Origin of the sequence: Flammeovirga sp. EKP202, assembly GCF_014534745.1 — a bacterium.
Lineage (GTDB): Bacteria > Bacteroidota > Bacteroidia > Cytophagales > Flammeovirgaceae > Flammeovirga.
Window position 1 is genome coordinate 43,254 of sequence record NZ_JACVVP010000011.1, and the last position, 12,920, is coordinate 56,173.

The window sequence follows — 12,920 nt, forward strand, 5'->3', positions numbered from 1 at the left end:
GTGCCTTTAGTTTCGTTTGATTTTCAATGTCTTCTGAGCCCCTGAATTGCGATCGATAGCTCTAATGATCATTGGAGATTTGGTAGGAATAGGGAATTCAATGATTTGGCTCGTACTATAGACTTCTTCCTTTATTCTTCCTTGAAAGTCGATGAGTTGGATTTTTCTATCACCCAGTTTTTGAAAAATCAATTGCTCATTTTTCCATTGAAAGTTAATGTCATTTACCTCATTTATATCATTGATAATAATTGAATTGAAGGTTGGTTCGTAGTCCTCAAATGTGGAAGACTTTAATCGAATTTTGTTGTTATAAATGATATGAGATTTGATTTTATTGTAACCTACAATAGCACGTTTACTATTGGCCAAGCTATAATTTTCAGTTTGATTTTCAAGAAGTATAGAAGAATGCTCTCCGCTGTAATCGATCTCCCATTGATTATCAATTACCGTAAATGTGATGGAAGAATTTTTCGTCAAACCAAGTGACCATTGTACATCTTGACTGATGAGTCCTTGCTGAAGTACAGCTGTAAGGTTTTCATTGTACTCACTGTCATCAAAAATTGCGGTTGTGATCAATGTTTTCTCAACAAGTCCTAACCCAGTGTTATACCTTAAACTTCCATTGTAAGCTGCAGTAGCACTAGAATTTAGATTTGATGCATAAAATTCACCTACATAAGGAATAGCCTCATCAAATACATACAAATGAGTTGTACTACTTTTCATTTGATTGTATACCCAATTTAAAATGGAGGTTTTATCTAAAAAGGAATTAATATGAGTGCTACTAAAAGGGAGTAATAAGATATTTTCTGTTTCCTGTAAAGTAGTTTTGAAATCATCCAATTCAGATGTAGGGATTGCTCTCAAATTAAGAAGGGAAATATGATCACCCCACATGTTTTCAATTGTTGTACTTTGATCATATACAATCATTGTTTTTTGAGAGGTGTTTTGAATGTAATCTTCAAAATTCTTATCACTGATTAATGAAACTGTATTCTTGTGTATCTTGGAATCGTTCAATTTGTCAAGGTTGTCAGTATCCATTTTTTGCTGTTGATTTAAATCAAATTGCTGTCCATGTACACAACTAATAATTTCAGTGTCACTCAACTGTAATGGTAATGAAGGATCAATGTTATGAGATGAATTCAACTTAATGAATGAAGCAGCTCCAGTTCCGTAGACAGTTCCTACTCTTTCTGTATTAATACATAAAGCAGTTCTGTCATCCACACCAATACCAATTGGGAATTCATCAGAATTATGAATATTCCAATAAGCAAGCATACTGATTAGCCTTGTCAAACGGCCACGTTCGGCAAAGTGAGTATCCACTAATGTATGGGGTAGGAGGTTTAAAAAGTCATTTCTGAAAGTGAAATACTTTGCATCCATATTGTTTAATCCATCCTCAGGATAGAGACTGCCTTTCTCAGCAGTGTATACAATAGAGGCTAAAATAGCCATTCCAGCAGAAGTTCCTCCAAGCACAACACCTTTGTCTACTTTATCAGTGATTAACTGATGAAAGAGGGTGTTTTTGTAGTAAGAATAATATTTGTTTTGATCGCCACCTTTGAAGAAAAATGCGGTATAATCGCCTAATTCATCTATTATTTCATTATTGTCAGCGTTTGTTCGATCAATTTTAAAGTCCTTGACTTCTTCAGCTCCTAAAGAAAGAAAGTAATTTTTCAGCCAGTCATCTTCGACTTCGGCGTAAGAGATAATTGCTATTTTTTTATTTTCCGACTGATCAACAAACCATTGATATGGTTCATCAGACCATCCTCCTTCTATCTCACTGCCACCACCTACTAATAAAAGTGGTATGTCTTGTGCGAATGATGATGAATAAAATAAAGAAGACACAAGGACAAGCATTAAAATGTAATACTGTCTCATGAATCAAGTTATTTGAATAGGATTTTAACGAGAGATTATAAGATGATAAAATCTAAAAAATTGGGTAAGATGATTTTATCAGCAATTAAAAATAGGCTGGAGTCCTTGTAATCCTAGATCCTTACAAGGCAAACATTCGGGCGATATGTTTATTAAAAATAATTTCATTTTCTCTGTTGCTTACCGCAATTAAGTAAATAAAATTTAACGAAACAAGCCTCCATTTATTTTTTTGTAACTTCTTGTTAAAATCTAATTTTTATTCTGCTAAAACGCAGATTTATGAATAATTCTTCATTGAAGAAGTTGGATTGTGGTGTAAATAAGCAACTTAGGAGTAAAATGCAATTTTTAATTTGTTGAGTATAATTTCGATTTCTTTTCAATTCATACTTTGATAACTTAAATAACTCTAATAAGAGAAGATGAGTTAATATTTAATTAGTTATTCACTGATAGTTACTTTAACTTCAATACAGTATCAAAAAATTTCTTCACAAGCTTTGTGGAAGTTAGTTAAGTACTAAGCCAAAAATAAATCATAGTTAATTCTAATTTATTTTTTGTGAGTAAAACGCAAAAAAACGTATGAATAGTGGTTCTATTGAAAGTTTTTTGAAGGAAGTAATCGCAAAACAATAAATAGAATTAGTATTAAATAATTTTGTCTTGGTACTTATTAATAGATAAAGCAAACCTTTTATTTATTCTCGAATTAAAGAAACTATACATTAAATTATGAAAACATACTTCATTCTATTACTCCTTAATTGCTTACTAGCAACATCTGTTTTTTCTCAAACATTGAAGCAGCAACTGGATGTAGCTTATGAGCTACGTGAGACCAAAAAGTATAATGAGGCTATTGTCTTACTTGATAGTCTAATTACATTAGATTCCGTAAGTGCAGAAGTTTATTATTTAAAAGGCAGTTGTTATCATCATACCAATCTTTATGATCTTTCGGTCATGAATTACCAAACTGCTATTGCAATGGATTCTCTTTACAGTAGTGCTATATACAATTTGGCGAATAGCTACGAATCCCTCAGTAAAATGGATAGTGCAGAAATGTATTTTAGAAGGTATATTGAGTTAGATAGTGGTGATGCCTATGGATATATGAGACTAGGAAATACTTTAAGAAGTCAAGGAAAGGAAGACAGTGTCATGTATTTTTATGAGAAAGCCTATGCTGTCGATTCTGCCAATCTTTATGCAATTTATACTTTAGCTCAGGAGTACTTTGTTTTAGAAGAGGTTGAGAAATACAATACTTTTATTAAAAAGGGAAAGGCATTATCTGAAGGAGATGTTGATTTTTATTTATTAGAGGGTGCTCTTGAAAGTGAAAACAACAATTATGAGAAGGTAGTAGAAATTTGTGAGGAGGCTATGAAGGTAGATTCCACTAATTTTGAACTAAACCGATTATATATTGAGTCTGTCATGTTACAAAAAACAGATCCAAAAGCAATTTGTAAAATTGAATACCGAACTAAGTTTGTAGACTACAATAACGAAAAGCTCCAAGATATTTTAGCAGGCATAAATGAGGACGATCATGCCAAGAATTTGAAATTGATGAAAGAGGGAACGATACTATCTCTGGAGGATTATTTCCGTTTTTATCTATCTCAAAAAAATAAGTCTGGATTCTCAGCTTATTTTAGTCAAGCTAACGCCAATATCGATAAGTATTGGGAAGAAGAAAATTATGAAGAATTGGTGAAACATGGAGAGGAAGTATTTAATAATACACCACTACGATTATCTGATTTATACAGAGTTTGTAGTGCTCATTATTCGCTTGGCAATATTGAGGAATTTAGAAAGTATTATGCCATTTATTTTGGTATTTTAGAAGGTATGCTAGCAACAGGAAATGGTACAGAGCCAGAGTCGGCTTATATTGTAATTACTGTTTCAGATGAATATGCCATCCTCAACTATCTAGGAATGAATTCTTCTTCTCAAGCTTTAGTAAAAAATAATGGCCATAGCTACGATATCCTTACAGGCCAATATAGCGACGGAGAAGAAAAGAAAGTATACTTCAATGTTGATGTTCCACTGACAAGTTTAAACTCTAGCTTTACTTCATCAAAAGGGAAGAGTAAGAAAAAGAAGAACAAAAAGAAACGTAAAAATAAATAATGACCATTACGCTGAAAACCAAATTTTCTTTAATTAATATAACTCCTTTTATGAAGGATTAATGGTAGTGTGTTGTGGTTCGCGAGGACGTTGCAATGCAACGTCCCTACAGAACTGCATTTTAGAAAATTATTATAAAACCTTTGTCTTTTAACATGTAATCAGACCATCATTTAGTAGTATCTCCCTCGGCCTTGAAGGGAAAAGCGTTCAGAATTCCATGTATTGAGCCGTTAAAAATGATTTTGTTGTTTGAGCGCAGCGAGTTTAAAATCATTTATGCGAGAGAAATGGGATTTAGCTTTTGACTTTTAAGCCTAGATTTTTTGCTTCGTTTTTCATCAATGGAAAAATGAAGAAGAAGGAAGCTTGAAAGTAGGACATAAAAGCCTGCGGAATAATTGATTGAAAGTTTACAGTAATTTAGTATACAATGTATTACATATAAAAAATCATCTCTAGTTTACACGATTGATATTGAAAATAAAAAAAGCTTCCCAATACATTGGGAAGCTTTCTATTTATTGAATTATTACTAAAATGTTGTGTTAGTTATTATTTTTTGATCACTTTTACGACCTCTACTGTATTTTCAGATTGAATATTAATCATATAAATACCGAAGTTGTAAGAAGAAAGATCAATTGTATTTTTACCTTTCAATAAGCTTACTGTTTGAAGCATTTTACCGTTTGTATCCATCACATAAGCCGTAGCATTTTGTGTCACTTCAATGTTGATATTATTTGAAGTTGGATTAGGATATGCACTTACAGTATTTACTAATGAAGGGTCAACGGATGTAGGATCTGAGATTGGATTAACAGTAACGATTACGTCATCCATTACTTCTTGACCAAATGTATCAGTCACTTTTAATGTCAATGTGATTTCAGTGGCTTCGTCTACCTCTGGAGCAGTGAATGAAGCACTTGCTTTATCAGCATCGGTGATTGTAATGGTCTCATTACTTGAAGTCCATGCGTAAGTGACATTGTCTGAAGTAGATAGAGAACCATCTAATGTAACTACATCACCTTCAGTTACCGTTTGATCATCACCCGCGTTAGCAGTGATTACTGGATAAACTGTTACTTTTACTTCATCTGTTGCCGTTTGATTAAATAAATCAGTAACTGTCAAAGTGAAAATAATTTCTGTTACTTCAGTCACATCAGGAGCAGTGAAAGTAGCTGTAGCCATATCTTGATTCGTAATGACTACATTATCATTATTTGATGTCCAAAGGAAAGAAGCATCCGTTGTACCAGTATTTGATCCTGTTAAAGTGACAGCAGTACCTCCTTTCACGGTTTGATCATCGCCTGCAGAAGCAGTGATTGAAGAGTAAACCGTTACTTTTACTTCATCCATTACTTCTTGACCATAAGTGTCAGCAACAGTTAAAGTGAAAGTGATTTCAGTAGTTTCATCTACTTCAGGAGCCGTGAATGAAGCTGAGGCCATATCAGCATTTGTAATTACGATATTAGCATCACTTGCTGTCCAAGCATAATTTACATTCGCAGAAGATTGTGAACCATCTAAAGTGACAGTACTTCCTTCCATTACAGTTTGATCATCACCTGCCATCGCAGTGATTTCAGGATAAACGGTTACCACAACCTCATCAGAAACGGTTTGATTAAATTGGTCAGACACTGTTAAAGTGAAAGTGATAGCTGTCGTTTGATCTACTGCAGGAGCCGTAAATGAAGCTGAAGCCCTATCTGCATTTGTAATTACAATATTATCATCATTTGAAGTCCAAAGGAATGAAGCATTAGTTGTACCAGTGTTTGAACCTGTTAAAGAAACATTTGTTCCTTCTTTCACCGTTTGATCATCACCTGCTGCAGCTGTAATTGTAGAGTAAACAGTTACCGTTACTTCATCTGATTTCTTTTGATTGAATTCATCCGTAATTGTCAACGTAAATGTAATATCAGTTGTTTGATCTACTTGTGGAGCTGTAAACGAAGCTGAAGCCATATCAGCATTTGTGATTACGATATTATCATCACTAGCAGTCCAAGCATAAGTGACATTCGCAGAAGATTGAGAACCGTCTAAAGTGACATTACTACCTTCTAATGCGTTTTGATCATCCCCTGCAACAGCAGTGATTTCAGGATAAACAGTAATCACAACATCGTCTGATTTTTCTTGGTTATTTTGACCAGAAACCGTTAAGGTAAATGTGATTTGAGTTGCTGTAGTAACTACAGGAGCTGTAAATGAAGCCATTGCCATATCTGCATCTGTAATCATTACATTATCATTATCAGATGTCCAAGCGTAAGTAACGTCTGTAGAAGACATAGAACCGTCTAGCGTTACTGTTTCTGTTGACATTGCAGATTGATCATCTCCAGCATTTGCCATGATTTCAGGGTAAACAGTTACGATAACATCATCAGTTTCACTTAAGTTTTCATCATACGTAACCGTTAAAGTTAAAGTGATGTCAGTTGCTGTAGTAACCTCAGGAGCCGTGAATGAAGCCGAAGCCCTATCAGCATTTGTGATTACGATATTGTCATCATTTGCCGTCCAAGCATAGGTTACATTTTCAGTAGTCGATTGAGAACCATCTAAGTTTACAGTTGTATTTTCAATAACACTTTGATCATCACCCGCAGCAGCCACAATTACAGGATAAACTGAAACTTTTACCATGTCAGTATCTTCTTTACCTTCATAAGTGACTTTTAAAGTGAAATCATAATCTGTTTTCTGAGTGACAACAGGTGCTGTAAATGTAGGCATAGCCGCAGTTTCGTCAGAAAGTGTAATTCCTTCAGGAGCCGTCCAAGCATATGTTGCTGTAGCTGGAGTAGAAGCTGATGCATCTAACGTTACTAGCTCTCCAGATTGTGTTGTTTGATCATCACCCGCAACAGCTTTTGTAATTGGTAAAACAGTCACCACTACTTGATCTGTCACGTCCATTCCTTTATAGCTCGCCGTTAGTGTGAAGGTATAATCTGTTTTTTCAGTCACAAGCGGAGCAGTGAATTTCGGTTGAGCTATTGCATCATCATCAAGTGTAATTTGATGCTCATTTGTCCATTTTAAAGTCACATTAGCAGGTAATGAAGCCGTTGCATCTAGCGTCACTTCTTGGTTTGCTTCAATAGTTTGTGCCTCACCAGCATCTGCTACAGCATTCGGAATTGCAGTATATACAACTTCCACTTTATCTGTTCTTAGTGCTTTTGTGACATTAAATGAGAATGTATAATCCGTATCTTCCATTACGTTTGGAACTGTAAAAGAAGCCTTCATTTTATCTGCATCAGTTAATGCAAGATCTTCTTTTGAAGTCCACATAGTAGATAACATTTCACTTGAAACATATGAACCCATAAGATCTACCATGCTACCTGCTCTTACTTCTGAACCTTGACCTGCACTTTGCATAATGTCTGCATCATACTCTACAATACTTAAATCATCTAAGTAAATTTCATCTTCAGGATCAGTATCTGCAGCAAGTCTTGGAGAAGGATAAATGTTTAATTTCGCTAACACTTCATCACCAAGACCGTCTCCATCATTTGATGTAAACTCAGGTGAAATTGTGATGATTTTTTCGAATTCAATCCATTCGTTCAGCGTCAATTCTTTACCCCAAGTTACTGTTGGTCTTGTAAGTCCAATTTTAGCACCATCATACCATTCACTCTGTGGCATTACACGTAAGTTGATCACGTTCATGCTCATAGTGACTGCTTTCACTCTACCTCTTAAAAGGTAAGTGCGACCAATGATTAATGGCTTTTCAATAAATGATGCTATTTCAGTAGCAGCATTATGATATCCACCTAATTGTGTTTCTTTTGAGAAGAAACGAAGACTTTTCGTACCTTCAGTTTTTTCACTATCCACATCATCAGAAGTAGAATGCACACCCTCTAAACCAATCCAGCCTTCAGTTAATTCTTTTTCAAAAGAACCATTGGCTAATAATTCAGACCCGTAGAAAACCCCACCTTTTACTGTAATATCAACTTCAGCAGTGCTTTCAACGGTACCATCACCTACTGTTACCTTAAAAGTATAAACGGTAGCTTCTGTTACGTCCGGAGCAATGAAAGTTCTTATTCTATCTACATCCGCAGAAGTTGGAGACAAGACAATATCGTTACCGACAGGTTCCCAAAGGTAAGTAAGTGCATCACCGTTGGCATCTGAAGAAAGTGAAGCATCTAAAGTCACTAAATCACCCGAAGCAACAACTCTTGATAAGCCAGCATCAGCCACTGGTGCTTTGTTATCTTTATCTAATGTGATTTCAAACGTTTCATTTTGCGTTACAGTGAAAGTACTGTTTTTCTCAAGGAATAAATCTTTAGTGGCAGTGTAAGAGTATTCTTTTGCCAAAATTCCATCTATACTGATCATACCTTCAGCATCTGTGATATAATCATTATTGAAAAACTGACCATCTGTAATGGTTACAGCAACTCCTTCAAGCACTGTACCTCCTTCTTTCATGAATTTTAATGAAACATCGAAAGATTCTTCGCTATCTGTTAAGAAAACAACGTAAGTCATTTCCTCATCATTTGTACTTAGTGAACCACTATTTGTTTTGTATCCGTCTTTCGTTACTGTAAAATCATAGCTACCTGGCTCAAATAATTCATCCACCATACCTTGAGCATTGGTGGTATACTCCATTTCATTGATTGTAACAGTTGCACCTTCAATTGGAGTAGTGTTGTCAGAGGCAATGATCTGAAGTGGTAATTGCTCAAAAGTAATTAGACCATCATATACAGTGCTTTCAAAACCTTGTAATACAGCAAAAGAGTTTTGTCTCATTACCCATTGCCCTGTTCCATCCGTAAAATCAAACCCAGTATAGGCTGTAGGAGTAGTTAATTCAATAGGAGTTCGAACAGTAACTGTATTGTATTTTGGTGTAGTTTGAACAATAGTATAAATGTTTTTTACGTATTGAGTGTCTACAATAATAACCTCTCCAGGCTTACCATCATTTCCATTGAAACCAGAATCACCCGTTGATTGCTTATTGTATTCTTCACTCCATCCATACTGACCATAGAAAACAAGGTTTTCAAAATAACATAAGTTCGTAATGTTGTCAATATCTCCGAAGATCGCACCATTTTTGATGTAACGTGCTCTCAACTCAACAGAAGAGAAACAGTTTTTGACGATCGTACCATTGTTGGGTTTACCCATGATACCACCCACTTTTCCTTGACCTTCAATTGAACCACCAATAATGAAGCAGTTTTCCATAGTTGTCAAAGCGGCATTACCTAATATGGCACCGACTCTTTCTGCCACCACATTAATATAAGGATCAATCAACCCTAAATTGATCACAGATGCATTACTCGTATTCCCAAAAAGACCGTGACCGATCAACGTTTTAGTCGTACGTGATTCTGTAATTGAAAGATTTCGGATAACGTGATGATTACCATCAAAATTACCTTTGAATTGCGAAACTACTTTATCGCCATCAGTATACTCATAACCGATCGATTTCATACCGGTGATACCTTCCATGTCGATATCAGTAGTTAGCTTAAAGTGTGTGTCTTCCACCCAATGAACTTCTGCTTCAGTAGTACTCATGGCTAACAAATCCTGAGGAGTACTAATAAGGAAAGGATCTTCTTGTGTACCTGTTCCTCCTGAATAGGTAGGGGTTTGTGCAAATAGGGACGTGTTTAGAAAGGTGACTAGATTGATAATAGTCACTGTAAGTAAAATAAAGTAACTTCTTTTCATTTCTTTAAAAAATAGTTTAAATGTAAGAACTATAGTTGTACTGTTTTTCGGATTTACTTCAGATGTAGACTTCTAAATCGTTTTACTTTTAGTAGACATAAAAAATGTATTGAGTTCGTTTATCATTTTCATTCCGAATGACATTTTCTAGTACAGGATCAATATTAGACGTTCCCCTTCGAATAATCGCAAACAAATTTCTCATAAATAGTGGGGGATATTTAAAGCTGTTAACTGAACCTGAGGTTTTTCGATGTTATTTCGATGGGAAAAACGTCGATTTTACGATTATTTGAAATTAAAAGGTGTGTAAATGATTGAATTGAAGGGGGGGAGATCTTTTTTCGTTTTTTTTGTGGAATACTTCAAAAAAAATACCTGCTATAATTGTCTTAAGAACAAAAACAGAAGTTTTGAAAAAATGAAGAGTGAGGAGATGAAAGCTAGAAAAGCAGTAAGGACCTCATTACAGAAACAATTTTGTTTTAGGGCTTATTCTTCAAATGAGGAAATGAAATAAAGTAAATGGATCAAACATACTTGAAGTAAAGAAATGAGATTTAGTAATTATTTATGGCTATTATTATTAATGCCAATGTCAGTTTGGGCACAGTCCAAAGAGCAAGTCGATTTCAATAAAGATTGGAAGTTCTATAAAGGTACAGTGGAGAACGGCGAGAAGAATACTGTCAATGATGAAAAATGGGCTACAGTTCGAATTCCACATGATTGGGCTATCGCAGGTCCTTTTTCAGATGAATATAATGCAAGAAGTGGTGGATTGCCATTTCACGGTGAAGGTTGGTACAGAAAGCATTTTACTTTGACCAACACTCAAAAAGACAAGCAAGTGGCGATTGAATTTGAAGGAGTGATGAACAACTCTGAAGTTTGGATCAATGAGCACTATTTAGGAAAAAGACCTTTTGGTTACATCGGTTTTGAATATGACCTAACACCTTACCTAAACAAAGAAGGAGAAAACGTAATTGCAGTGAAAGTAGCACCTGAAGATCTTTCTTCAAGATGGTATCCTGGCGCTGGTATGTATAGAAAAGTTTGGTTGAATGTAAACAACCCTGTTCATATTGCACATTGGGGTACTTTCGTAAAAGCAACCAATGTGACTTCAAAAGTAGCAACTGTTGAAATGGAAGTGGAAGTAGAAAACCACTTGAAAAATGATGAAGTCATCTCTATTATTCAAAAAGTAATTTCTCCTGAAGGAAAAGTGGTGGAACTTTTGGAAACAAAGACTGTCGCTGAAGCAGGAAAAACAATCCATGCTTTTAAATCCTTCAATATGTTGAAGCCTCAGTTATGGTCACAAGAAAACCCAAATCTTTACCATCTAAAAACGGAGATCAAAAATCAGAAAGGAGAAGTAACGGATACTTACATTTCTCGTTTTGGAATCAGAGATATTAAGTTTACAGCCAAAGAAGGATTTTTCTTAAATGGAAAATTGACGAAGTTTAGAGGTGTTTGTCTACACCACGATTTAGGTCCTCTTGGTGCTGCTGTTAATCGTAGAGCGACAGAACGTCAGTTGCAAATCATGAAAGATATGGGCGTAAATGCAATCCGTACTTCTCATAACCCTCCAAGTAGAGAGTTATTGGAATTATGTGATGAAATGGGATTAGTAGTCTTGGATGAAGCTTTTGATGAGTGGGGTGTTGCAAAAATTGAAAATGGTTATAATAAATATTTTGATGAGTGGCATGAGCGTGATTTAAGAGATATGATTCGTAGAGATAGAAACCACCCTTCTATTATTATGTGGAGTATCGGTAACGAGATCTTGGAGCAAGCTAAAAAAGATGGTTGGAAAGTGGCACAGCGTTTGGCTGAAATCTGTCATGAGGAAGACCCATCAAGACCTAATACAGCAGGATTCAATAACTATTATGGTTCTATCAAGAATAAGTTAGCAGACCAAGTTGATATTGTTGGTTTCAACTATAAGCCTGCTAAATATAAAGAAGTAATTGCCGCACACCCAGAGTGGATCATTTATGGTTCTGAAACAGAATCAGTAACAAGTTCAAGAGGGGTTTATCATGATACTTTCTTAGAAAAGTATACCAAGTTTAGTGACAACCAAGTAACAAGTTATGATATTGTTGGGCCAGTTTGGGCGTACCCTCCAGATATGGAATTCAAATTCGAAAAAGAAAATCCATCAATTCTAGGTGAATTTATGTGGACAGGCTTTGATTATTACGGTGAACCTACTCCATACGGTGGTAGAGATAACTCTACAAATGGATATTGGAACGATGATTGGCCTTCAAAATCGTCTTACTTTGGTGCAGTGGATTTATGTGGTTTCCCTAAAGATCGTTTTTACTTATATCAAAGTGAATGGACTGATACACCAATGTTACATTTACTTCCTCACTGGAACTGGAAAGGTTTTGAAGGAAAAGAAATTCCAGTATTTGCTTATACTAATGCAGAAGAGGTGGAATTATTCCTAAACGGAAAATCATTAGGTAAAAAAGTAAAAGGAGTAGATAAAGCTATCATCCCAGTGAAGTTTAGATTCTATGAGGGACCAAATAACTTTGAATCGCCGTATAGATTACGTTGGGATGTTCCTTACGTAGCAGGGGAATTAAAAGCAGTATCATATATTAATGGAAAAGTAGTTGGTGAGGAAATTATCAATACTACTGGTAGAGCGAGAAACATTGAGCTTTCAGCAGATCGTCAAGTAATTTCTTGTAATGATGGTGAAGATCTAGTATATATCACTGCGAAAGCTGTTGATCAAAATGGTAACTTCTGTGCAACATTCAACGGTGAATTACAGTTTGACGTAAAAGGAACAGGTACTTTTGAAGCTTCAGGAAACGGTGATGCTGCATCATTAATTACACCTAACAATAAGAAATTAAAGTTTTTCAACGGTTTAGCATTAGTGATTGCAAGAGCCAATGAGGGACAAGAAGGTACAATTACCATTTCTGCAAAAGGAAAAGGTTTAAAATCGACTTCTATTGAAGTAGAAACAAAAAAGACTGAGCAAGCGAAGGGATTGTTATAAGAAAATGAGGTAGGAGTGA

The 12,920-nt window shown here is 35.2% G+C and carries 4 protein-coding genes; 2 read left to right on the plus strand and 2 right to left on the minus strand.

Features of this window, described 5'->3' with window-relative positions; genetic code table 11:
- Positions 1-6: 6 nt before the first annotated feature.
- Entirely contained in the window at positions 7-1,920 is a 1,914-nt protein-coding gene (locus IC221_RS08980; protein ID WP_188168648.1) for a cyanophycinase, read from the minus strand.
- Between the two features lie 738 nt (positions 1,921-2,658).
- Here IC221_RS08980 and IC221_RS08985 point away from each other — a divergent pair.
- The gene (locus tag IC221_RS08985; RefSeq protein WP_188168649.1) at positions 2,659-4,077 is read left to right on the plus strand and encodes a DUF4919 domain-containing protein; all 1,419 of its coding nucleotides are present in this window, start codon (positions 2,659-2,661) and stop codon (positions 4,075-4,077) included.
- Between the two features lie 555 nt (positions 4,078-4,632).
- Here the strand turns inward: IC221_RS08985 and IC221_RS08990 are convergent.
- Positions 4,633-9,849 (minus strand): T9SS type A sorting domain-containing protein, encoded by a 5,217-nt coding sequence (locus IC221_RS08990; RefSeq protein WP_188168650.1) that lies wholly within the window; start codon positions 9,847-9,849, stop codon positions 4,633-4,635.
- 553 nt (positions 9,850-10,402) lie between these two features.
- Here IC221_RS08990 and IC221_RS08995 point away from each other — a divergent pair.
- A complete protein-coding gene (locus IC221_RS08995; protein WP_188168651.1) occupies positions 10,403-12,901 on the plus strand; it encodes a glycoside hydrolase family 2 TIM barrel-domain containing protein in 2,499 nt (832 codons plus the stop codon).
- Positions 12,902-12,920: the final 19 nt, after the last annotated feature.

Excerpts from the sequence above, each read along its gene's own strand:
- IC221_RS08980 (WP_188168648.1), bottom strand. The coding sequence starts at position 1,920 with ATGAGACAGTATTACATTTTAATGCTTGTCCTTGTGTCTTCTTTATTT.
- IC221_RS08985 (WP_188168649.1), top strand. The coding sequence starts at position 2,659 with ATGAAAACATACTTCATTCTATTACTCCTTAATTGCTTACTAGCAACA.
- IC221_RS08990 (WP_188168650.1), bottom strand. The coding sequence starts at position 9,849 with ATGAAAAGAAGTTACTTTATTTTACTTACAGTGACTATTATCAATCTA.
- IC221_RS08995 (WP_188168651.1), top strand. The coding sequence starts at position 10,403 with ATGAGATTTAGTAATTATTTATGGCTATTATTATTAATGCCAATGTCA.